Below are 23,772 nucleotides of genomic sequence, written 5' to 3' on the forward strand. Positions count from 1 at the left end.
AACCACGGCTCACCTGACCACATTAAGTCAAATACCTGCGATCAGGTGGCGCAGACTATATCACTGAAGCCCAACGCTAACAAATAGCACGACGACTAGTGGTTGCTTTATCACCAGCTTGCGAGACGTGTCACCTGCTGACGCGCAATATTACGCGCAGCTGCATCCACCGCCAGCACCTCTTCCACGCTTTGTGGTTCACGCAAATCCATCATCTCCAGTACCGATAAATTTAACGACGCGATATCGGTAAAACGAATTTGCTGATTCAGAAATGCTTCAACGGTAATTTCATTGGCTGCATTAAGTGCCGTCGTCGCCGCCTGCCCCTGGTCAAAGGCATTCATCGCAAGCTTCAGACAAGGATAGCGGTCATAGTCCGGTTCACTGAACGTCAGGGAACTTAGCTTGCAGAAATCAAGCGGCTTCACGCCGGATTTCACTCGATTTGGCCACGCCATGGAATGGGCAATTGGCGTACGCATGTCCGGCTCGCCCAGCTGTGCCAGCACGCTGCCATCCTGATAACGCACCATCGAGTGAATCACCGATTGCGGGTGAATCAGTACTTCCATCTGTTTCGCTGACGCATTAAACAACCAGCGCGCTTCAATGTATTCCAGACCTTTGTTCATCATGGTGGCAGAGTCAACGGAGATTTTACGCCCCATCGACCAGTTCGGATGACGGCACGCCTGATCCGGCGTCATGGCGCGCAGTTCAGACAGTGGCGTTTCACGGAACGGGCCACCAGACCCGGTAAGCAGGATAGACACCACGCCATTCTGCTCCAGGTCAGCGTACCCCAGGTTCTGTTGAAAAGGTTGCGGTAAACTCTGAAAAATCGCGTTGTGTTCGCTGTCGACCGGCAAAAGACGCGCGCCGCGCTGCTTCACCGCATCCATAAACAGGCGTCCACAGGTGACCAGCGACTCTTTATTGGCCAGCAGAACGTCCTTGCCGGCATCAATCGCGGCAAGCGTAGGCAATAACCCTGCCGCCCCGACGATGGCCGCCATCACCTGATCCACCTCATCCAGCGCCGCCATCTCGCAGGCCGCCTGTTGGCCGCTCAGCACCTCGGTTCGGCAGCCCTGTTCACGCAGCTGCGCTTTCAGCAGACGCGCGCTCTCTTCGTCATCCATCACCGCATAGCGGGGCGTAAACTCCAGGCACTGCTCGACCATTCGCTGCACATTCTTACCGGCCACCAGCGCTGTCACGGTGTAGAGTTCAGGATTATGGCGAACGACGTCGAGAGTGCTGCAACCGATAGAGCCGGTTGAGCCAAGGAGTGTTAAATGCTTCATGAGATGCCCGAAAAAAGTTAGACCAGATAAAAGCAAAACGCCGCCAGCAAGACCCGAAGTCCCTCTGAACGGCGTTTATCAGTGTACGACAGAAATCAGAACTGCATCAGTTCCGCTTCTTTATCTGCCAGCGCCGCATCAATTTTCTTGATGGCAGCGTCGGTCATTTTCTGAATGTCGTCCTGAGAACGACGATCGTCATCTTCACTGATCTCTTTTTCTTTCAGCAGCGCTTTTACTTTATCGTTCGCATCGCGACGGACGTTACGCACGGATACACGACCCTGCTCAGCTTCGCCACGAACCACTTTGATCAGATCTTTACGACGCTCTTCCGTCAGTGGAGGCAGTGGAACGCGGATGTCAGAACCCGCAGAGCTTGGGTTCAGTCCGAGGTCTGAGGCCATGATCGCTTTCTCAACGGCCGGGCTCATAGAACGATCGAACACGTTGATTTTCAGCGTACGGGTATCTTCTACCGTTACGCTCGCCAGCTGACGCAGAGGGGTTGGCGTACCGTAGTATTCTACGATGATGCCATCCAGCAGGCTTGGGGAAGCACGGCCAGTACGGATTTTGCTGATTTGGGTTTTGAACGCTTCTACGCATTTTTCCATGCGTACTTCAGCATCTTTTCTGATGTCGTTAATCACGTTACGAATCCTTGAAAACTTGTCTCAGGCAGACTATCCGCCAGCACAGCGCTACAGGTGTGCTAAGTATAGTCGCGTTTAATTCATGACAACGCCAAAGGCGCGCCCGGGTAAGATACCACTACAAAATAAAGCGGAATCTTACCTGTATTTATCGTCAACGGAAATTATTCCGTGATCAAAGTGCCTTCTTTTTCGCCCATGACCACGCGACGCAGTGCGCCAGGCTTGTTCATGTTGAAGACACGGATCGGCAGTTTGTGGTCGCGAGCCAGCGTGAAGGCGGCAAGATCCATCACTTTCAGCTCTTTATCCAGCACTTCGCTGTAGCTCAGCTGATCGTACATGGTGGCAGAAGGATCTTTTGCCGGGTCGGCAGTAAACACGCCGTCTACTTTGGTCGCTTTCAGTACCACATCGGCTTCGATCTCGATACCGCGCAGGCAGGCAGCGGAATCGGTTGTAAAGAACGGGTTACCCGTACCGGCGGAGAGGATCACCACGCGGTTATTGCGCAGCAGGCTGATAGCTTCTGCCCAGCTGTAATTATCGCAAACGCCATTCAGGGGAATCGCGGACATCAGGCGGGCATTCACATAGGCGCGATGGAGAGCATCACGCATTGCCAGGCCATTCATCACGGTTGCCAGCATACCCATGTGGTCGCCCACAACGCGGTTCATCCCCGCTTTCGCCAGACCAGCACCACGGAAAAGGTTGCCACCGCCAATGACCACGCCAACCTGGATACCCAGTTCGACCAGTTCTTTGATTTCCTGTGCCATGCGATCAAGGATGCTTGCGTCAATACCGAAGCCTTCCGATCCCTGCAGCGCTTCGCCACTCAGCTTAAGCAGAATGCGTTTGTACACGGGTTTTGCATTGGTAGCCATGTTTCTTTCCTGAGACTGTCAACGATTAAGATGGGGGTTAATTCTGGCGACATGATATGCCGCAAATCAGCACAGCGATACTGGAGCCTGTCTGATTTCCTGTGACGGGTGACAAAAAGAAGCCGCCCTCAGGCGGCTCCTTTTCAATCATTAAGACTGCTTGGACATTGCAGCAACTTCTGCTGCGAAGTCAGTCTCAACTTTCTCGATGCCTTCGCCCACTTCGAAGCGGATGAAGCCAGTTACGTCAGCGTTGTGCTCTTTCAGCAGCTGCGCAACAGACTTGCTTGGATCCATAACGAATGGCTGGCCAGTCAGAGAAACTTCGCCGGTGAATTTCTTCATGCGGCCTTCAACCATTTTCTCTGCGATTTCTTTTGGTTTACCAGACTGCATCGCGATGTCCAGCTGAACCTGGTACTCTTTCTCTACCACTTCAGCAGACACGTCTTCTGGCTTAACGAATTCTGGCTTGCTTGCAGCGATGTGCATAGCCAGCTGTTTAACCAGCTCTTCGTCAGCGCCTTTAGCCGCAACCAGAACACCGATACGTGCACCGTGCTGGTAAGAGCCCAGAACGTCGCCTTCCAGAGAAGCAACGCGACGGATGTTGATGTTCTCACCGATTTTAGCAACCAGCGCAACACGTTCTTCTTCGAACTGTGCTTTCAGAACTTCAACGTCAGTGATTTTGCCAGCAACAGCTGCGTCCAGAACTTTGTTAGCAAATGCCTGGAAACCACCATCTTTAGCAACGAAGTCAGTCTGGCAGTTAACTTCCAGAATGATGCCGTAGGTGCCGTCGATTTTAGTGATGATCACGCCGTCAGCAGCAACGTTGCCTGCTTTTTTAGCTGCTTTGATCGCACCGGATTTACGCATGTTTTCGATTGCCAGCTCGATGTCGCCGTTCGCTTCAGTCAGCGCTTTTTTGCAATCCATCATGCCTGCGCCAGTACGCTCGCGCAGCTCTTTTACCAGGGATGCGGTAATTTCAGCCATTCTTAAATCCTCGGGAGATGTGAACTGCCCGGCCGGGGGCCAAACAGTGTAAATTGAAAAAAGGGGCCGGTAATGGGCCCCTATTCATACACGGTACTAATAAGGGGTAAAACCTTATTATTCAGCTTCTACGAAGCTTTCTTCCGCCTGAGAAGCCAGATCCTGGGAACGGCCTTCACGAACGGTAGCAGCTACAGCGCTCAGGTACAGGCTAACAGCACGGATTGCGTCGTCGTTACCCGGGATAACGAAGTCAACACCGTCCGGATCGGAGTTGGTATCAACGATAGCGAATACCGGGATACCCAGGTTGTTAGCTTCTTTGATTGCGATGTGCTCGTGGTCTGCATCGATTACGAACAGCGCGTCTGGCAGGCCGCCCATATCTTTGATACCGCCCAGGCTGTTTTCCAGCTTGTCCAGTTCACGAGTGCGCATCAGCGCTTCTTTCTTAGTCAGCTTGTCGAAAGTACCGTCCTGAGACTGGGTTTCCAGATCTTTCAGGCGTTTGATGGACTGACGAACAGTTTTCCAGTTGGTCAGCATGCCGCCCAACCAGCGATGGTTCACGAAGAACTGGTCGCAGCTGTTAGCAGCATCTTTCACAGCTTCGCTTGCAGCGCGCTTAGTACCAACGAACAGAATCTTACCTTTACGGGAAGAGATCTTGTTCAGCTCAGCCAGGGCTTCGTTGAACATTGGTACAGTTTTCTCAAGGTTGATGATGTGAACTTTGTTACGCGCGCCGAAGATGAAAGGCTTCATTTTCGGGTTCCAGTAACGGGTCTGGTGACCAAAGTGAACACCAGCCTTGAGCATGTCGCGCATGGAAACAGTTGCCATGTTTAAAACCTCTATATTGAAAGTTGGGGTTATGCCTCCACGTATCCCATATTACCGACCCCAAAGGGCACCCCGGAATATGTGCCGATACGTGTGTGTTGTTACACAAAGTGAGATTTGTCGCTTCCGTCCAGCCTGTGTATCTGAGATGGATCGGAAGTCCGGCGCGCTTTATACCACAAAACACGACCAGAAACCAACAGTTGTTGGCGGAGTGTGCTGTTAATGATTCTCAATTTGGCACGGGGTGTGCCTGACTGATACCATTGACGACACTTAGACTAGTATTGTCGAAAAAATCGACACCGATGGACAGATTACATGGCTATCTCTATTAAGACACCTGAAGAAATTGAAAAGATGCGCGTCGCCGGTCGTCTGGCCGCGGAAGTGCTGGAAATGATCGAGCCGTTCGTGAAGCCGGGCGTCAGCACCGGTGAACTGGACCGTATCTGTAACGACTATATCGTGAACGAGCAGCACGCGGTTTCCGCCTGCCTCGGCTACCACGGTTTCCCGAAATCCGTCTGCATCTCTATTAATGAAGTGGTGTGTCACGGCATCCCGGACGATGAAAAACTGCTGAAAGATGGCGACATCGTCAACATTGACGTGACCGTCATTAAAGACGAGTACCACGGTGACACCTCAAAAATGTTCATCGTTGGCAAGCCGACTATTCTTGGCGAGCGTCTGTGCAAAGTGACGCAAGAGAGCCTCTACCTGGCACTGAAAATGGTTAAACCGGGTATTCGCCTGCGTACCATCGGTGCGGCAATCCAGAAGTTTGTGGAAGCAGAAGGTTTCTCCGTGGTGCGCGAGTACTGCGGTCACGGCATTGGTCGCGTCTTCCATGAAGAACCGCAGGTCCTGCACTATGATGCAGATGACGGCGGCGTGGTGCTGCAAAAAGGCATGACCTTTACCATTGAGCCGATGGTCAACGCGGGTGACTACCGCATCCGTACCATGAAAGACGGCTGGACGGTGAAAACCAAAGACAGAAGCTTGTCTGCGCAGTACGAGCATACTATTGTGGTAACAGACAACGGCTGCGAAATTATGACGTTGCGCAAGGATGACACCATCCCGGCGATACTGACGCACGACGAATGATAAAAAAGCCGGCAAATGCCGGCTTTTTTAATGGCTATAGCTTTTTCTTATGGGTGGCGCACGATGAGTAATCTTTTACCCGAACAGTATGCTAACACAGCACTTCCCACCCTTCCCGACCAGCCCGATAACCCGGGCGTCTGGCCGTCGCACGAGCTGACCTGCGCGCATATTAAAGCCCATATGGATGTTTTCCATCGCTGGCTGGGCAGCGCGTTCGACGCAGGCGTGTCGGCCGAGCAGCTCATTGAAGCGCGCACCGAATTTATCGACCAGCTGCTGCAGCGCCTGTGGATCGATTACGGGTTTGGGCAAATCAGTGATGTTGCGCTGGTTGCCGTCGGGGGCTATGGCCGCGGTGAGCTGCATCCGCTTTCCGATATCGATCTCCTGATCTTAAGCCGCAAAAAGCTGCCGGACGAACAGGCGCAAAAAATTGGCGAACTGCTGACGCTCCTCTGGGACGTGAAGCTGGAAGTCGGCCACAGCGTGCGCACCCTGGAAGAGTGTCTGCTGGAAGGGTTATCGGACCTGACCGTCGCCACCAATCTGATTGAAACCCGCCTGCTGATTGGCGACGTCGCGCTGTTTCTGGAGCTGCAAAAGCACATCTTCAGCGACGGCTTCTGGCCGTCAGAAAAGTTCTTCGCCGCGAAGGTCGAGGAGCAAAACCAGCGCCACCAGCGCTACCACGGCACCAGCTATAATCTTGAGCCCGATATTAAAAGCAGCCCCGGCGGCCTGCGCGACATCCATACCCTGCAGTGGGTCGCTCGCCGCCATTTTGGCGCCACCTCGATGGACGAGATGGTCGGCTTCGGCTTCTTAACCGAGGCAGAGCGTAACGAGCTGAACGAGTGCCTGCACCTGCTGTGGCGCATTCGATTTGCCCTGCATCTGGAAGTCACCCGCTACGATAACCGTCTGCTGTTTGACCGCCAGCTCAGCGTGGCTCAGCGCCTGAATTATCAGGGCGAAGGCAACGAGCCGGTTGAGCACATGATGAAGGATTTCTTCCGCGTCACCCGCCGGGTGACCGAGCTGAACCAGATGCTGTTGCAGCTGTTCGACGAGGCCATTCTGGCCCTGACGGCGGATGAGAAACCGCGCCCGATTGATGACGAATTCCAGCTGCGCGGCACGCTTATCGATCTGCGCGACGAAACGCTGTTCATCCGCGAGCCGGAAGCGATTCTGCGGATGTTCTATACCATGGTGCGCAACAGCACCATCACCGGGATCTACTCCACCACCCTGCGCCATCTGCGCCATGCGCGCCGTCATCTGACGGAGCCGCTGTGCTATATCCCGGAAGCGCGTTCGCTGTTCCTGAGCATGCTCCGCCACCCGGGCGCCGTCAGCCGTGGGCTGCTGCCGATGCACCGCCACAGCGTGCTGTGGGCCTATATGCCGCAGTGGTCGCACATTGTCGGACAGATGCAGTTCGATCTGTTCCACGCCTATACGGTGGATGAACACACGATCCGCGTGATGCTCAAGCTGGAAAGCTTTGCAAAAGAAGAGACGCGCTCCCGCCATCCGCTGTGCGTGGAGCTATGGCCGCGCCTGACCCACCCGGAACTGATCCTGATTGCTGCCCTGTTCCACGATATCGCCAAAGGTCGCGGCGGCGATCATTCGGTGCTGGGCGCACAGGACGTACTGAAATTTGCCGAGCTGCACGGCCTGAACTCACGTGAAACGCAGCTGGTGGCCTGGCTGGTACGCCATCACCTGCTGATGTCGGTTACCGCGCAGCGTCGTGACATTCAGGATCCTGAGGTGATCAAGCAGTTCGCGGAAGCGGTTCAGACGGAAAACCGTCTGCGCTATCTGGTCTGCCTGACGGTGGCCGATATCTGCGCCACAAACGAAACGCTGTGGAACAGCTGGAAGCAGAGCCTGCTGCGCGAGCTGTATTTCGCTACCGAAAAACAGCTGCGTCGCGGGATGCAAAACACCCCGGACATGCGCGAGCGCGTGCGTCATCACCAGCTGCAGGCGCTGGCGCTGCTGCGGATGGATAACATTGATGAAGAGGCGCTACACCAGATATGGGCCCGCTGCCGTGCCAACTATTTTGTCCGCCACAGCCCAAACCAGCTTGCGTGGCACGCGCGGCACCTGCTGAAGCACGACCTGTCCCAGCCAATGATTCTGCTGAGCCCTCAGGCTACCCGAGGCGGAACGGAGATTTTCATCTGGAGCCCGGACCGACCTTATCTGTTTGCTGCGGTCTGCGCCGAGCTGGACAGGCGAAACCTGAGCGTTCACGACGCGCAGATTTTCACCACCCGCGACGGCATGGCAATGGACACCTTTATCGTGCTGGAGCCGGACGGCAGCCCGCTGTCGTCGGACAGGCATGAAGGGATACGTTTTGGTCTGGAACAGGCGATTACCCAGCGCAGCTGGCAGCCCCCGCAGCCGCGTCGCCAGCCGGCGAAATTGCGCCACTTTACCGTCGATACCGAGGTCAACTTCCTGCCGACCCACACCGACCGTAAATCGTTCCTGGAGCTGATCGCGCTCGACCAGCCGGGGCTGCTCGCCCGCGTCGGCCAGGTTTTTGCCGATCTGGGAATTTCGCTCCATGGAGCCCGAATTACAACGATTGGCGAGCGAGTAGAAGATTTATTTATAATCGCGACAGCGGACCGGCGTGCCCTTAATAATGACCTGCAGCTAGAAGTGCAACAACGGTTGACAGCAGCCCTCAATCCAAACGATAAAGGGTGATATGTTTTTTAGTGAAATGGAAAGAGTAAACAATGCAGCAGTTACAGAACGTTATTGAGTCCGCTTTTGAGCGTCGCGCCGAGATTACCCCGGCAAATGTGGATACCGTGACCCGTGAAGCGGTAAACCAGGTGATTTCCCTGCTGGATTCCGGCGCGCTGCGCGTGGCAGAAAAAATCGACGGTCAGTGGGTCACTCATCAATGGCTGAAGAAAGCCGTGCTGCTCTCTTTCCGTATCAACGATAACCAGGTTATCGACGGAGCTGAAAGCCGCTACTTCGATAAAGTCCCTATGAAATTCGCTGACTACGACGAAGCGCGTTTCCAGAAAGAAGGCTTCCGCGTGGTGCCACCTGCGGCAGTGCGTCAGGGCGCTTTCATCGCACGTAATACCGTGCTGATGCCATCCTACGTGAACATCGGTGCCTACGTTGATGAAGGCACCATGGTTGACACCTGGGCGACTGTTGGCTCATGCGCGCAGATCGGTAAAAACGTTCACCTGTCCGGCGGCGTAGGCATCGGTGGTGTTCTGGAGCCACTGCAGGCTAACCCGACCATCATCGAAGACAACTGCTTCATCGGCGCGCGCTCTGAAGTGGTTGAAGGCGTGATCGTTGAAGAAGGCTCCGTGATCTCCATGGGCGTTTACATCGGTCAGAGCACCCGTATTTACGACCGTGAAACCGGCGAAGTTCACTACGGTCGCGTTCCGGCGGGCTCCGTGGTGGTTTCCGGCAACCTGCCGTCAAAAGATGGTAAATACAGCCTGTACTGTGCGGTTATCGTGAAGAAAGTGGATGCGAAAACGCGCGGTAAAGTGGGCATCAACGAGTTGCTGCGCACCATCGATTAATCGGGTATAACAAAAAGCGGGGGCAACCCCGCTTTTTTTGTATCTGAGAGTGGCGAAAATAGATTTTTTCGTTAATTATTCAAAGGTTATGTTGAGATCAAGGGTACCGCTATGTACGATAATCTGAAAAGTCTGGGCATTACCAATCCTGATGAAATTGATCGTTACAGCCTCCGTCAGGAAGCCAATAACGATATTCTGAAAATCTATTTTCACAAGGACAAAGGAGAGTTTTTCGCCAAAAGCGTGAAGTTTAAATATCCACGCCAGCGTAAGACCGTTGTTGCTGACGGTGTAGGACAGGGATACAAAGAAGTACAGGAAATCAGCCCTAACCTGCGCTATGTGATCGATGAACTCGATCAGATCTGCCAGCGCGACCGCACCGAAGTCGATCTCAAGCGTAAGATCCTTGACGATCTGCGTCACCTTGAAAGCGTTGTGACCAATAAGATCAGCGAGATTGAAGCGGATCTTGAGAAGTTAACCCGGAAATAAAAGCAAAACGGCAATCCTTGATTGCCGTTTTTAGTGTTTGCGCCCTCTCCCCGTGGGAGAGGGATGGGGTGAGGGCACCAGACCGCACTCAATCATCTCTGCTCGTCCAGCTGCAGCGCCACATACAGCAGCAGCCTGTCGTCGAAATTCCCCAGATCCAGCCCCGTCAGCTCTGAAATTCGGTTTAACCGATACTCCAGGGTATTGCGGTGAATAAACAGCGCTTTTGACGTCGCCAGCGGCTGCACGTTATGACGGAACCACGCCTGCAGCGTCCGGCGCAGCAGACCGTTATTGTCCATGGCTTTCAGACGCGCTAATGGTCGCGCCAGCTCATTGGCCTGCCAGCCCCCGCGCAGGCTGTCGAGCAGCACCGGCAGCATCAAATCCTGATAGAAATAGCTACGGCTCTCCGGCATCCGCTGCTTGCCCACCATCATGGTGGTGCGCGCGGTACGCCAGGAGCGGGCGATGCTGCCCGGCCCGGTAAAGTAGTTGCCCAGCGCAACGCGAAAACGCAGCTGACCATTCTCCTTCATCCGGGAGATCAGCAGCTCCACGCGACGACGATGATCTTCCGCATCCCAGCGGCCGAACGCATTGAGAGCCGGTTTGAGTACCACCATTTCCGTCAGAGAAACGATCGCCACCAGGTTATCGCGCTCCGGCGTCGCCAGCGCGTTTTGCAGCTGCTGCAGCTCGGCCATCGCGCTGTCTACGCCCAGCTGGCCGCTATCGACCTCAATCACCGCCACCACGCGCGGCTGGTTCAGATCGATCCCCAGACGCTGCGCCCATTCGCTGAGCGCGGGCGTGTGCTCTTCCGCCTGAATAAGGTTCATCACCAGCTCTTCACGCAGGCGGCTGTCCTGGGCAAGCAGGTGCATCAGGCGCGACTGCTCCAGCATCATCTCTGCCGTCATGCAGACCAGCTCACCGTATTTTCGCAGTGACTCGGGCTCGCCGGTCAGGCCGATGACCCCCACAATCTCGCCTTCAAGGCGCAGCGGTAAATTGATGCCCTGACGGACGCCGTGCAGGTGTTTCGCTACCGCATCGTCGATATCCACGACCCGCCCCTGGGAAAGCACCAGCAGCGCGCCTTCGTGCAATTCCCCAATACGCTCGCGATCGCCGCTGCCAATAATGCGCCCGCGGGCATCCATCACGTTGATATTGGTATCAATGATGCGCATGGTGCGCGCCACGATATCCTGCGCCATTTTGGTATCAAGATGCCAGCCAGCCATAGAACCCTCCCGTGAGCAGAGCTCAAGCATAGGGAAGTTCAGCGGCGGCTGCATTGTGCGAATGCACAAAGAGAGAGGGAGATGTATGGAGTTGTGGCAAGAATCACAGAAACGAAAAAGCCCCTGCGAACAGGGGCTTCAGAGGATTACTGCATCAGCAGATAAAGCGAAGTATCACCACGCTGGATATTCAGCGCCAGCACGGAAGGCTTGCTGTCGAGGATCTTGCGCAGTTCAGCGATGTTTTTCACCGGCTGCTGGTTAGCGCCCATGATCACATCGCCTTTTTTCAGGCCGATACGGGCTGCCGGTGAATTCGCTTTCACGTTGTTCACCACCACGCCTTTATCTGCGCCTTTATTGCTCATCTCGGCACCTTCAATACCGCTGAAGATGGTGCTGGAATCCACCTGATTCTGGCTGCTCTGCTGCAGCTCCAGGCTCACGTTAACCGGCTTACCGTCGCGCAGCAGGCCGAGGGTCACTTTGCTGCCAATCGGCATTGAGCCCACTTCGGCACGCAGGGCGGCAAAGCTGCTGATCGGCTTACCGTTCAGGGAGGTGATCACATCCCCCGCTTTAATGCCCGCTTTCGCCGCGGAGGAGTTCGGCATCACCTGGCTGACGAATGCCCCGCGCTGGGCGTCAACTTTCATCGCCTTAGCCAGTTCGGAGTTCAGCTCGGTCCCGAGGATACCCAGCTCGCCGCGTTTCACCTGGCCATACTGCACCATCTGCGCGGTAAGGTTTTTCACCATGTTACTTGGGATAGCAAAGCCGATCCCAATGTTGCCGCCGTCCGGTGCCAGGATCGCGGTGTTGATACCGATCAGCTCACCATTCAGGTTCACCAGCGCACCGCCGGAGTTACCGCGGTTGATCGCCGCATCCGTCTGGATGAAGTTCTCATAGTTCTCGGCATTGAGGCCGCTACGACCCAGCGCAGAGACGATACCCGAGGTCACGGTTTCACCCAGGCCGAACGGGTTACCGATCGCCACGGTATAGTCGCCCACGCGCAGCGCGTCGGAGTCGGCAATTTTAATCGCCGTCAGGTTTTTCGGATCCTGGATCTGGATCAGCGCGATATCGGAGCGCGGGTCTTTACCCACCACTTTGGCGTCGAACTTACGGCCATCGCTCAGCTGAACCTTAATGCTGTTCGCGTTATCAACAACGTGGTTGTTAGTGACGACATAGCCTTTCGCTGCATCAATGATTACCCCCGAGCCAAGCGCCATGAATTTCTGCTGCTGGCCGCCGCCCTGGCTATCATCCCCGGCACCACCGCCCTGACAGAATGGAGAGCTCTGGAATGGCGAACCATCCTGGCAGAACGGCGAGTTGTCGCCGAAGAACTGCTGGAAGTTACGCGGCATACGCGGCGTATTGACGGTCGTACTGCCCTCAACGTTAATACTCACCACCGATGGCATCACTTTTTCGAGCATCGGTGCCAGGCTTGGCATCTGCTGCGCGGTTGCTGCCGACGACGCGGTCTCAGCTGCAGTAGCAGTCAGAGGAGACAGCGCTAAACCTAAACTCAGAGCCAGTGCACTCATTGCTAATGTGGTTTTTTTCATGTTTCTCAATCTCGATTTACAGGTAACGCAAAATTGCTGTGTAACTCAGATTCGTTTTATACCGCTTAGTTCCGGCGATAAGTTTATGGAAAAGGTAAAAATTTATTGGCCGTCTTTACAAAACTCCGGGATTATTCCACCGCCATAAGCTTGCGGTATTCATCCCAGGCATACAAATCCGTCATGCCGCTGATATAGTCCTGGATTAGACGGCTGCGATAATAATATTCCATCACCGGCCATTGGGAAGAGTGGCGATCCAGCTTGCCAATCGCTTCGACATACGCCAGACGATGCCGGGTAGAGAGTTTCTGATAAAGCCGCGATTCGATAGGTATTCTGCGCACGCGCTCGTGTTCCACCAGCTCGCTGAACTCGTCGACCGACAGCTGGAGCAACGGGGAATAAATTTCCAGTAACCCACTGATTACCCGATAACCCTGCAGCTCTAACTGCTCGACATCCGGATGGCTAAATACATGCCGCATCGCCACATGTTTATAAAGCTCAAGGAGTTGACTGAAACTGCTGTCATCTTCCAGCAGCGCGTGGTTGAATTCCCCGCTGAAGATAAGCGGTAAATTATCAATAAAGCGCGACGCCGCATACGGCACCAGTTTATTTAATGTATTGACCCGCAAATACATAAAGAACTGGTCTTCTGTACTACGGCTTAATGTATTTGAGCGCGATTTTTCCCAGGCATTTTCGACAACCTGCGCAAACAGCGAGCCTTTTTCATGAGTACCCCAGGCCGCATAAAGATGCTGATAAAGCTCCTCAACGCTGAAGATTCTTTTCTCAACGGCATCTTCCAGATCGGCCACGCAATAGGAAATATCATCGGCGGCTTCCATAATCCAGGTCAATGGAAAGCGGCCGTTTGGCGTCAATGAAAGTTCTTTACGTAGCCGTTCAATATAGGCCTCTTCGGAAAGGTAATAGCCCGGTTTTTTCATTAAATAGCTGTGGGACGCGGGCGTATCTCCCATCCACCACGCGGGGCGGGTATATTTCAGAATGCAGCCGACCTGTGCCCAGGTCAGGTTCATGCGCATCAGGGAGTGGACCAGCCGGATCCCCTGCGCGTTGCCCTCAAAGTGACACAAATCCTGGCGCACTTTGCGTCGCAGATCGTTCAGCCCCTCTTCGCCTTCACGCAGGCGTAAATCGCGTACGATACAGCGGTCGTCGCTCAGCGGCTGGCTTACCGCATCCGAAGGGTAAAGCCGTTGTTTAAACCAGTCATTGATTGCCGCCTCACCAAAGTGGCCGAAAGGCGGGTTGCCGATGTCATGCATCAGGCAGGCCATCTCAACGATGCTCTCAAAAGGCCCCGTCAGCTCGTCCAGACCATAGGTTTCCAGTAAGCGCTGCTCTTTGAGACGGCTTAAAATCTCTTTGGCAATGTAGCGCCCGACCTGCTGCACCTCCATGGAGTGGGTTAAGCGCGTGCGCACCGCGGCGTTACGCTCAAGCGGAAAGACCTGGGTCTTTTGCTGCAGACGGCGGATGGCTGGCGAGTTAATGATCCGCCCGCGATCGCTTTCGAAGATACGGAGGATCTCATGTTCGCTCTTGTCGCCCTGCGGCGAACGGAAACGTCGGTGCCAGTTAATTTTGGTGCGAAAATCGATTGGTGCCATGTGCTCCCCCGCGTGAGAATGCGTTTCCCCTTAACCGCATGATAGACTATGCATCTTAACAAGGCACATCGCGAGTAAATCTATGAAAATCGGCATTATTGGTGCAATGGAAGAAGAAGTTACGCTGCTGCGTGACAAAATTGAGAACCGTCAGACCCTCTCTCTTGGTGGTTGTGAGATCTACACCGGCCAGCTGAACGGTGTTGACGTGGCTCTGCTGAAATCAGGCATCGGTAAAGTGGCAGCTGCGCTGGGTGCAACCCTGCTGCTTGAGCGCTGCAAGCCGGATGTGATCGTGAATACCGGCTCTGCGGGCGGCCTGGCGCCGACGCTGAAGGTGGGTGATATCGTTGTCTCCGACGAAGCGCGTTACCACGATGCCGACGTCACCGCGTTCGGTTACGAGTACGGTCAGCTCCCGGGCTGCCCTGCTGCTTTTAAAGCTGACGACAAACTGATTGCGGCGGCGGAGACCTGCATCGCAGAACTCAACCTCAACGCGGTACGCGGTCTGATTGTCAGCGGTGATGCGTTCATCAACGGCTCCGTTGGGCTGGCGAAAATCCGTCATAACTTCCCTCAGGCGGTTGCCGTTGAGATGGAAGCGACCGCGATTGCGCACGTTTGCCATAACTTCAGCGTACCGTTTGTGGTGGTTCGCGCCATCTCTGACGTGGCAGACCAGCAGTCCCACATCAGCTTCGACGAGTTTCTGACCGTTGCGGCAAAACAGTCCACCGTGATGGTGGAACGCCTGGTGCAGAATCTGGCACGTGGCTAAACATACCGTCAGGGCGCTGGCCGCCCTGCTTCTTCTCGCACCGCTGTGGCTCTATGCTGTACCGCGCGTGATTACACTCTCTCCCGCAAATACGGAACTGGCGTTTGCCGCCGGGATCACACCCGTTGGCGTGAGTAGCTATTCGGATTATCCGCCGCAGGCCGCGGGAATTGAACAAGTCGCCACCTGGCAAGGGATGAACCTTGAGCGCATCGTGGCGCTTAAACCGGATCTCGTGCTGGCCTGGCGCGGCGGTAACGCCGAGCGGCAGGTCAACCAGCTCACCTCGCTTGGCATAAAAGTGATGTGGATTGATGCCGTCAGCATTGAGCAAGTCGCTCAGGCGCTACGCGCCCTGGCACCCTATAGCCCTACGCCCAAAAAAGCCGAGGCGGCGGCTAAACAGATGCTGAGCGACTATGCCGCGCTGAAATCCCGATACGATACCCCTGTTAAAAAGCGCATCTTCCTGCAGTTTGGCAGCCAACCGCTGTTCACCACCGGAAAAGGGTCGATTCAGAACCAGGTGCTGGAAGTCTGTGGCGGTGAAAACATCTTTGCAGCCAGCCGGGTGCCGTGGCCCCAGGTTAGCCGTGAACAGGTCCTGGCGCGCCAGCCGCAGGCTATCGTCGTGGTCGGAAATGCGAGCGAAATTCCCAAAATTGAACAATTCTGGCAACGGCAGCTAAAAATACCGGTAATTCCCCTTAACAGCGACTGGTTTGAACGCGCCAGCCCGCGTATTATCCTCGCCGCAAAACAGCTCTGTGCCGCGCTGGCAGAGAGTCACTAACATAAGACCCTTTTCGAGGATTTAACGATGCTCGTTTATTGGCTGGATATTCTTGGCACAGCCGTTTTTGCTATCTCCGGCGTCCTGCTCGCCGGAAAACTACGCATGGATCCGTTTGGCGTGCTGGTGCTTGGGGTCGTGACCGCCGTCGGCGGCGGGACTATCCGCGATATGGCGCTGGCGAATGGCCCGGTGTTTTGGGTGAAAGATCCTACCGATCTGGTGGTCGCGATGGTCACCTGTCTGTTAACCATTGTGCTGGTTCGCCAGCCCCGCAGATTACCCAAATGGATATTGCCGGTACTGGATGCCGTCGGCCTGGCCGTGTTTGTCGGTATTGGCGTCAATAAGGCGTTTAATGCGGGTACCGGTCCAATGGTGGCAATCTGTATGGGCGTATTAACCGGCGTGGGCGGTGGGATCATTCGCGACATTCTGGCGCGTGAAGTACCGATGATCCTGCGTACTGAAATTTACGCAACGGCCTGTATCGCGGGGGGCATTGTCCACGCGACCGCGTACTACACGTTTGCACTTCCGCTGGAAAACGCTGCGATGCTGGGGATGGTCGTGACGCTGGTGATACGTTTAGCGGCGATACGCTGGCACCTGAAGCTGCCGACGTTTGCGCTGGATGACCGGTAAAAGCAAAACGGTAACCTGACGGTTACCGTTTTTAGTCTTTTCTCCCTCTCCCTGTGGGAGAGGGCCGGGGTGAGGGCAACAGCCCGCACCCTCTTAAATACTGAACGAAGAACCACACCCGCAGGTGCTTGTTGCGTTCGGGTTGGTCACCACAAAGCGTGAACCTTCCAGACCTTCGGTGTAATCCACCGAACCGCCCACCAGATATTGCAGGCTCATCGGGTCAACCACCAGCGCGACGCCCTGTTTCTCGATAGTCATATCGCCATCGTTAACCTGATCGTCAAAGGTAAAACCATACTGGAAGCCGCTGCAGCCGCCACCGGTAATATAGACGCGCAGTTTCAGATCCGGATTGTCTTCGTCTGCAATCAGGGTTTTCACTTTGTTGGCTGCTGCTTCGGTAAATTCCAGCGGCAACGCTACATCATCACTCATCATATGCTCCCATGAATACTGCTACTGCGATTGGGTAAAATTCACCCAATTCTTTGTGTCATTATCTAATACCCTGGTAATTCATTCAAGTATTCTGCGCTGCGGCCCGTTCAGCCTCTTGTTTTGCCAGAGTACGCGCTAGGATGGTGGAGTATAGCGGCTTTCCACCCAGGAACTGGGCTAATAGTGTCGCGCCGAGACAGGTAATGATCATTGGCAAAATGAGCTGGTAATTGTCCGTCATCTCCAGCACCAGCACGATCCCGGTCAACGGCGCACGCAGGGATGCGGCCAGCAGCGCTCCCATTCCGGCGATGGCAAAGGTCCCGGCGTCAAGATGATAGGCGGGAAAACCCACTTCAGCCGCCATACCAAACGCGGTGCCCAGCAAGGTCCCCAGCGCCAGCATCGGGGCAAATATCCCGCCGGGCGCGCCGGAGGAAAAACAGAGTACCGTCGTGATGACGCGGGAGATAAACATAAACAGCAGCAGACCCACGCTGAAATTCCCCGCCGCCGCAATGGGAATCAGCCCGAACCCGCCGCCTGCGGCATTCGGCTCGATAAACCCGAGCACGCCACACATTCCGCCCAGCAGACCGCCCATCAGCACCCATTTCGTGGTGTTCCCGCCGTGAATGCGCTGGAACATATCCTGAGCGCGCAGGATAAAGGTGTTAAACAGCGGCCCCACCACGCCAAAAATCATGCCGAGGATCAGGTAAAGCCACAGGGTGTTGACCGGCGCGTTGGTCAGTTTACCCACCTCAATGACCGCCCCTTCGCCGTTAAAGAGGCGAAAGACGATGCTCGACATAATGACGCCGGTAAACACCGCTTTAATGGAGATCAGGTTGTAGCGAAACTGCGCGCGCATCTCTTCGATAATGAACAAAATGCCCGCCAGCGGCGCGTTAAACGCCGCCGACAGCCCCGCCGCCGCACCGGTAGCCAGCAGCGTATGGCGCGCTTCGGCGCTTCGCATCCGAAACAGATCGCCCACCATGCGGCCGACGTTCCCCCCCAGCTGTACCGTGGGCCCTTCCCGGCCAAGTACCATGCCTGCGCCCAGCGTACCCATGCCGCCGATGAATTTAACCGGAATCACCCGCCACCAGCGCACCGGACGCAGCTCCTCCAGCGCACCTTCAATTTCCGGGATGCCAGACCCGCCCGCCTCCGGCGCGAATTTACGCACCAGAAAATACCCCACCATGGCAAACAGCGCAGACAGCCCGAATGCCCAAACCCAGACCAGCCATTCGCTATCGGCGAAACCGGCCACAGTGCCCACTCGCCAGTTGAGTACGGCATTAACCGCTTTTCCAAACGCCACGCCAATCAGCCCCGCGAGAGTCCCCACCACGGCAGCGGCCAGCAGGATCGCCAGCGGCGTTTTATCGCGATTGAGCAGCCGCCGAATACTGACCCGGTGCCGGGCGCGCGTAAACTGTTGTTCTTCAAAAGACGGAGAATCTGATTTCATGTCCTGTTCTTATTCGTCATACAAAAAGCCGCGAGGATTTTACCAGAGACTGCCCCACCGTCTCCTGAAAATTACTTAACAAATCTTAAAGCATTACCCGGCTAAAAATTTCATAACCTTCCCCGAATCACTTAGAATAGTGGGCTTAATCATTTTATACGAACCAGGAACGACGCCATGAGCAAGTCTGAAAACCTCTACAGTGCAGCCCGCGAGCTTATTCCGGGTGGCGTGAACTCACCTGTGCGCGCCTTCACCGGCGTGGGCGGTACGCCGCTGTTTATCGAACGTGCTGACGGCGCGTATCTGTATGATGTCGATGGCAAAGCCTATATCGATTATGTCGGCTCCTGGGGCCCGATGGTGCTGGGGCACAACCACCCGGCTATTCGTAATGCGGTGATTGAAGCTGCCCAGCGCGGCCTGAGTTTCGGCGCGCCAACCGAAATGGAAGTGAAAATGGCGGAGCTGGTGACCGAACTAGTGCCGACCATGGACATGGTGCGTATGGTGAACTCCGGTACCGAAGCCACCATGAGCGCCATCCGCCTGGCGCGCGGTTTTACCGGTCGCGATAAAATCATCAAATTCGAAGGCTGCTACCACGGCCATGCGGACTGCCTGCTGGTGAAAGCCGGTTCCGGCGCGCTGACGCTCGGCCAGCCAAACTCACCTGGCGTACCGGCAGATTTCGCGAAGCACACCCTGACCTGCACCTACAACGATCTTGCTACCGTTCGCGCGGCGTTCGAGCAGTATCCGCAGGAGATCGCCTGCATCATCGTTGAGCCGGTTGCGGGCAACATGAACTGCATCCCACCGCAGCCTGAATTCCTGCCGGGCCTGCGCGCCCTGTGCGACGAGTTCGGCGCGCTGCTGATCATCGATGAAGTGATGACCGGCTTCCGCGTAGCACTGGCGGGTGCCCAGTCTTACTACGGCGTTGAGCCGGACCTGACCTGCCTCGGCAAAATCATCGGCGGCGGCATGCCGGTCGGCGCATTCGGCGGTCGTAAGGACGTGATGGAAGCCCTGGCGCCAACCGGCCCGGTTTACCAGGCGGGCACGCTCTCCGGTAACCCCATCGCCATGGCCGCGGGCTTTGCCTGCCTGACCGAAGTGGCCCAGCCAGGCATTCACGAAACCCTGACCGACCTGACGACGCAGCTGGCAAACGGACTGCTTGAAGCGGCAGAGGAAGCCGGTATTCCGCTGGTGGTTAACCACGTGGGCGGCATGTTCGGGATTTTCTTCACCGATGCGAAAACCGTGACCTGCTATCAGGACGTGGTGAAGTGCGACGTTGAGCGCTTCAAGCGCTTCTTCCACCTGATGCTGGAAGAAGGCGTGTACCTGGCACCGTCAGCGTTCGAAGCGGGCTTTATGTCCGTGGCGCACAGCGAAGAAGATATCAATAACACCATCGACGCGGCGCGTAAGGTGTTTGCGAAGCTCTAAGGTCATTGCCGGGTGGCGCTAACGCTTACCCGGCCTACGATGTTCTCCCTCTCCCTGTGGGAGAGGGCTGGGGTGAGGGGATCAGGCCGCACCTGACTACCGGCTCTGCTTTCTCAACAGATAAATAAAGTACGGCGCACCGATAAAGGTCGACAGCAGACCCGCCGGGATCTGGTACGGGAACAGCACCATTCTTCCGCACCAGTCCGCGAACACCAGCATCACCCCGCCCGTCAGGGCCGACATGACGATATGCGGCATCGTCCGGCGGAACCCCATCATTCTGGCAATGTGCGGCGCCATTAACCCCACAAAACTCAGCGGTCCAATCGTCAGGGTTGCCGTCGCCGTCAGGCACGCCGCCAGCAGCAGCAAGGCCACGCGCGCTGGCGTCAGCGCCATCCCCACCGCACGCGCGGTTTCGCCGCCGAGCGGCAGAATGGTCATCCAGCGGCGGCACAGCGGCACCATCGCCAGCAGCACGAGCATCACCATCCCGGACCAGACCACCTGGCTTCCGGTGGCGTTGTAGGTCGAGCCGGAAATCCAGGTCAGGATCTTCGCCATACGCGGATCGCCGCTTGCCTGTAGCATCATCAGCAGCATCGTAAACGCGGTGCTGAGCGCCATCCCGGCCAGCAGCATGCGGTGCGGCGAAAAGCCGCCGCGACCGGCGGCTATCAGGATAATCATCAGCGTGGCTGCCGCGCCGATACTGCCGGCAGGCATCAGCCAGCCAAACGCATTTCCCGGCACGAAGAACAGCATCAGCACCACGCCAAAGGCGGCGCCAGAGCTGATCCCGAGCACTTCCGGGCTCGCCATCGGGTTGCCGGTCAGACGCTGAATGATGCACCCCGCCACCGCCAGCATCACCCCGGCGATCAGCGCAGCGACGATACGCGGCCAGCGCCACTGTAGCAGTTCATTGAGTAAATCACCCGTTGCCCAGTGCCAGCCCGCGGCATCGCGTCCAAATGAGAGCGCCGCGAACGAGGCGATAATCAGCACCGCCAGACCGGCAAGGCTAAACCAAAGCACCGACCGACGTTCAGCGTAGACTTTATCGCCCGCGTCCATCGCCGGTGCACTCATGCTGCGCAGCCGCGGGAGCAGCCACAGCAGCAGCGGCGCCCCGATAAGCGCGGTCACAGAGCCGGTGGAGACTTCCCGCCAGACCTGCGCCAGCCAGAGAATAAGCTGATCGGAAAGCCAGAGGATCAGCGCCCCAATCAGCGGCGCCAGCATCAGACGCGTCAGTAAACGACGCGCCCCGAGCATTTTCGCCAGCAGCGGCGCAAACAGGCCGATAAACCCGATGATGCCGACCGCGTTCACCAGCAGGGCGCTCAATACAATTGCCAGCGTCAACGCCGCCAGGCGAGCCAGCGACAGCGCCAGCCCCAGGTTGCGCGCCACGCCGTCATCCAGTCCCATCAGCGTAAGAGGACGCAGCAGCAGCAGCGTCAGCACAACACCGCCAGCCAGCTGCGGCCACAGGCGCTGCACCACGCTCCAGTCGGTCTGGGTCAGCGTGCCGGTGCTCCACAGGAACATGCTTTGCAGCTGATCGTGGTGGAACAGCACCAGCAGTTGGTTGATCGCCCCACAGTAGAGGCTCACCACCAGCCCGGCCAGGATAAGCGTTACTGGCGAAAGGCGCTTGCCCCAGGCCACGCCAAAGACCAGCGCACCCACCACGCACGCCCCCGCGAGTGCCGCAAACTGCGAGGTTAACGCACCCGGCAGCACCCACAGCGTGGTAATGGTGATCCCAAGCTGTGCGCCGGTCGCGACGCCGAGCGTGGTTGGCTCTGCCAGCGGGTTACGCAAAACCTGCTGGAACAGCACGCCCACCAGCCCTAAACCGGCGCCGACTAACAGGGAGATCGCCAGACGCGGCAGCAGGCTGTAGTGGAACAGCATCTGCTGAATATTGTCGATATCCGGCGAGGCCAGCGCGGCCCCCCACTGCGTGCGGGGTAACGCCGTCGAGAGGTTGAACCCGGTTAATACCAGCGCAACCAGCAAAAGCAGGGATAGCAGCAGCGCCGGGAAGCGGGCGATACGCGTACTCATGCTTTCCCTCCCAGCGCGTTATCCAGCACGCGGGCAAAATGCATGGCCGACAGCGTCGCGCCGTAGAACCAGACCGCCGGGGCGCGCTGGAAGCGCTGCTCACGCACAAACGGCATCGCCTGCCAGAGCGGCGTCGCCATCAGGGTTTGCATGGCGCGCTCGTTGCCGTGATCGAAGCACAGCACATCCACGTCGCGAAACGCCGCGAGACGATCGATACCCACGGCGGTACTGCCCCAGAACGTCATCTCCCCTTCCCAGGCATTACGAATGCCGAAGCTGTCGAGCACTTCCTGGAAGAGGCAGTTTTTACCGAAAACCAGCATATGGCGGGCATCCAGCAGCGTCACCATCAGCAGCGGACGATCGCCCCGGTGAGCAAATCGGGGCTTCAGGGAGTCGATCAGGGCATCAAATTCGTCGAGATGTTTTTTGGCCTCGACCTCGCGGTTGAGGAAACGCGCCATCTCGTTAATCGAATTTTTAGCCATGGCCAGCGGTTTTTTACCGTCACTGAAGGCGAATCCACGACCGGGCGCGATGCGCGCCATGGTCTCCTCTGACGGACCGTAGCCCGCTGACCAGAACATGAACGAGGGTTTCATCTGGGTGAGCAGCTCGAGGTTTGGCTCCGTCCGCAGGCCGATGTCGATCACCGAGTCCGGCAGCTTCGGCTCGTTCACCCAGAGGTTATAGTTAGGAATGTCCGCCACGCCGTAGGGCGTGACGCCGAGCGCCATCATCAGCTCGACCGGCAGCCACTCCAGAGCGACTATGCGGTGCGGATCGACGGCGGCAGCACGCGCCGTATTCATTTTTAACAGCAGCGGTGAGAGCGCCATCGCCGTCAGCAGGCGACGGCGGCTAATGCGTGTGTTATCGAGCATCAGTAGACAAAGCTCACCGGTGCAGCCCCGGCCGGGTGAGGCAGAATACCCATAGGAATACCGTAAATATGTTCCAGCGTTTCGCTGCGCATCAGCTCTGCGGGTGTACCCTGGGCAATCATCTCGCCCCCGCGCAGCGCGACGAGGTAGTCACAATAACGCGCGGCCATGTTGATATCGTGCAGGACCGCAATGACCGTCAGACCACGCTGCTGGCTTAAGCGGTGCACCAGCGCCAGGACGTCGACCTGATGCGCGATATCCAGCGCAGAGGTCGGTTCATCCAGCAGCAGGCAGCGGCTGTCCTGCGCCACCAGCATCGCAATCCACGCGCGCTGACGTTCGCCGCCGGACAGGCTATCCACCAGACGGTGCGCCAGCGGTTTTAGCCCGACCAGCGCAATCGCCTCTTCCACTTTCTCTCTGTCGGCCACGCCAAATCGTCCAAGCGCCCCGTGCCACGGATAACGTCCAATCGCCACCAGCTCTCGCACCGTCATCCCCTCCGCCTGCGGCAGCTGCTGCGGCAGATAGGCCACTTTGCGGGCAAAGGCTTTACTGCTCCAGCTCTCCAGCGATTGATCATCCAGCAGAATATCGCCTTCTGAAGGCGGCTGATGGCGCCCCAGCATCTTGAGCAGTGTGGATTTACCGGAGCCGTTGTGACCAATCAGGCCAGTGACTTTACCTGCGGGGAACGTCAGAGAGAGCGGATGCAGCAAGGTGCGCCCGGGTACGCGAAAGGAGAGATGGTTGAGCGTAAAGGTGGTGTCAGGTTGCGTTTGATTATCCTGCATATCAGCCAACTTAAATAA

At 56.6% G+C, this 23,772-nt stretch carries 21 protein-coding genes; 8 read left to right on the forward strand and 13 right to left on the reverse strand.

Features of this window, described 5'->3' with window-relative positions:
- Positions 1–110: 110 nt before the first annotated feature.
- The 5 genes from ispC to rpsB form a co-directional block, all read right to left on the reverse strand.
- Positions 111–1,310 (reverse strand): 1-deoxy-D-xylulose-5-phosphate reductoisomerase, encoded by a 1,200-nt coding sequence (ispC, locus tag P349_RS14635; RefSeq protein ID WP_032649731.1) that lies wholly within the window; start codon positions 1,308–1,310, stop codon positions 111–113.
- Between the two features lie 95 nt (positions 1,311–1,405).
- Complete coding sequence (gene frr / locus P349_RS14630) at positions 1,406–1,963, reverse strand: ribosome recycling factor (protein ID WP_014882629.1); 558 nt, start codon at positions 1,961–1,963, stop codon at positions 1,406–1,408.
- A 167-nt stretch (positions 1,964–2,130) separates the two neighbouring features.
- Complete coding sequence (gene pyrH / locus P349_RS14625) at positions 2,131–2,856, reverse strand: UMP kinase (RefSeq protein ID WP_008501910.1); 726 nt, start codon at positions 2,854–2,856, stop codon at positions 2,131–2,133.
- A gap of 150 nt (positions 2,857–3,006) precedes the next feature.
- Entirely contained in the window at positions 3,007–3,858 is an 852-nt protein-coding gene (tsf, locus tag P349_RS14620; protein ID WP_014830708.1) for a translation elongation factor Ts, read from the reverse strand.
- 117 nt (positions 3,859–3,975) lie between these two features.
- Positions 3,976–4,701 carry a 30S ribosomal protein S2 gene (gene rpsB, locus P349_RS14615; RefSeq protein WP_003856207.1) on the reverse strand — a complete coding sequence of 242 codons (726 nt, stop codon included), beginning with the start codon at positions 4,699–4,701 and terminating at the stop codon, positions 3,976–3,978.
- Positions 4,702–5,022: 321 nt separating this feature from the next.
- On the opposite strand from rpsB, the gene map reads away from it, so the two are divergent.
- The 4 genes from map to P349_RS14595 all read left to right on the forward strand — a co-directional run bounded on the left by map (position 5,023) and on the right by P349_RS14595 (position 9,911).
- A complete protein-coding gene (gene map, locus P349_RS14610) occupies positions 5,023–5,817 on the forward strand; it encodes a type I methionyl aminopeptidase (protein ID WP_023310454.1) in 795 nt (264 codons plus the stop codon).
- Positions 5,818–5,880: 63 nt separating this feature from the next.
- Positions 5,881–8,556, forward strand: a complete 2,676-nt coding sequence (gene glnD, locus P349_RS14605; RefSeq protein WP_024907520.1) for a bifunctional uridylyltransferase/uridylyl-removing protein GlnD — start codon at positions 5,881–5,883, stop codon at positions 8,554–8,556.
- Between the two features lie 32 nt (positions 8,557–8,588).
- On the forward strand, positions 8,589–9,413 hold the full coding sequence (gene dapD / locus P349_RS14600) for a 2,3,4,5-tetrahydropyridine-2,6-dicarboxylate N-succinyltransferase (RefSeq protein WP_008501915.1): 825 nt from the start codon (positions 8,589–8,591) through the stop codon (positions 9,411–9,413).
- 111 nt (positions 9,414–9,524) lie between these two features.
- Positions 9,525–9,911, forward strand: coding sequence for a DUF3461 family protein (locus P349_RS14595; protein WP_014168696.1), 387 nt, complete (start codon positions 9,525–9,527; stop codon positions 9,909–9,911).
- Between the two features lie 92 nt (positions 9,912–10,003).
- Here the strand turns inward: P349_RS14595 and cdaR are convergent, their stop codons facing one another.
- From cdaR to dgt, 3 genes are all read right to left on the reverse strand, one after another.
- A complete protein-coding gene (cdaR, locus tag P349_RS14590; protein ID WP_023334570.1) occupies positions 10,004–11,161 on the reverse strand; it encodes a DNA-binding transcriptional regulator CdaR in 1,158 nt (385 codons plus the stop codon).
- 146 nt (positions 11,162–11,307) lie between these two features.
- On the reverse strand, positions 11,308–12,744 hold the full coding sequence (gene degP, locus P349_RS14585; RefSeq protein WP_024907518.1) for a serine endoprotease DegP: 1,437 nt from the start codon (positions 12,742–12,744) through the stop codon (positions 11,308–11,310).
- A 131-nt stretch (positions 12,745–12,875) separates the two neighbouring features.
- A complete protein-coding gene (gene dgt, locus P349_RS14580; protein WP_024907517.1) occupies positions 12,876–14,390 on the reverse strand; it encodes a dGTPase in 1,515 nt (504 codons plus the stop codon).
- 82 nt (positions 14,391–14,472) lie between these two features.
- On the opposite strand from dgt, the gene mtnN reads away from it, so the two are divergent.
- From mtnN to P349_RS14565, 3 genes are read left to right on the forward strand one after another with little or no spacing between them, the layout of a single operon-like run.
- Complete coding sequence (gene mtnN / locus P349_RS14575; RefSeq protein WP_024907516.1) at positions 14,473–15,171, forward strand: 5'-methylthioadenosine/S-adenosylhomocysteine nucleosidase; 699 nt, start codon at positions 14,473–14,475, stop codon at positions 15,169–15,171.
- Positions 15,164–15,964, forward strand: a complete 801-nt coding sequence (gene btuF / locus P349_RS14570; RefSeq protein ID WP_024907515.1) for a vitamin B12 ABC transporter substrate-binding protein BtuF — start codon at positions 15,164–15,166, stop codon at positions 15,962–15,964. The genes mtnN and btuF overlap by 8 nt, the downstream gene beginning before the upstream one ends.
- Before the next feature lie 27 nt (positions 15,965–15,991).
- Complete coding sequence (locus P349_RS14565) at positions 15,992–16,609, forward strand: TRIC cation channel family protein (protein WP_024907514.1); 618 nt, start codon at positions 15,992–15,994, stop codon at positions 16,607–16,609.
- 93 nt (positions 16,610–16,702) lie between these two features.
- Here P349_RS14565 and erpA read toward each other — a convergent pair whose 3' ends face one another.
- Both erpA and clcA read right to left on the reverse strand, forming a co-directional pair.
- Complete coding sequence (erpA, locus tag P349_RS14560; RefSeq protein WP_013095643.1) at positions 16,703–17,047, reverse strand: iron-sulfur cluster insertion protein ErpA; 345 nt, start codon at positions 17,045–17,047, stop codon at positions 16,703–16,705.
- A gap of 85 nt (positions 17,048–17,132) precedes the next feature.
- On the reverse strand, positions 17,133–18,533 hold the full coding sequence (gene clcA, locus P349_RS14555) for a H(+)/Cl(-) exchange transporter ClcA (protein ID WP_032649734.1): 1,401 nt from the start codon (positions 18,531–18,533) through the stop codon (positions 17,133–17,135).
- Positions 18,534–18,710: 177 nt separating this feature from the next.
- Between clcA and hemL the strand changes: the two genes are divergently transcribed.
- Complete coding sequence (hemL, locus tag P349_RS14550) at positions 18,711–19,991, forward strand: glutamate-1-semialdehyde 2,1-aminomutase (RefSeq protein WP_032649736.1); 1,281 nt, start codon at positions 18,711–18,713, stop codon at positions 19,989–19,991.
- Positions 19,992–20,087: 96 nt separating this feature from the next.
- Here hemL and fhuB read toward each other — a convergent pair whose 3' ends face one another.
- Genes fhuB through fhuC form a run of 3 tightly spaced genes read right to left on the reverse strand, consistent with a single transcriptional unit; the run spans position 20,088 to position 23,754 of the window.
- Positions 20,088–22,070: a Fe(3+)-hydroxamate ABC transporter permease FhuB gene (gene fhuB / locus P349_RS14545; protein WP_032649738.1), complete on the reverse strand. Its 1,983-nt coding sequence runs from the start codon at positions 22,068–22,070 to the stop codon at positions 20,088–20,090.
- A complete protein-coding gene (gene fhuD, locus P349_RS14540) occupies positions 22,067–22,957 on the reverse strand; it encodes a Fe(3+)-hydroxamate ABC transporter substrate-binding protein FhuD (RefSeq protein ID WP_032649740.1) in 891 nt (296 codons plus the stop codon). Before fhuD ends, fhuB begins: the two co-directional genes overlap by 4 nt.
- Entirely contained in the window at positions 22,957–23,754 is a 798-nt protein-coding gene (gene fhuC, locus P349_RS14535; RefSeq protein ID WP_032649742.1) for a Fe3+-hydroxamate ABC transporter ATP-binding protein FhuC, read from the reverse strand. The genes fhuD and fhuC overlap by 1 nt, the downstream gene beginning before the upstream one ends.
- Positions 23,755–23,772: the final 18 nt, after the last annotated feature.

Origin of the sequence: Enterobacter sp. DC4, assembly GCF_000568095.1 — a bacterium.
GTDB lineage: Bacteria > Pseudomonadota > Gammaproteobacteria > Enterobacterales > Enterobacteriaceae > Enterobacter > Enterobacter pseudoroggenkampii.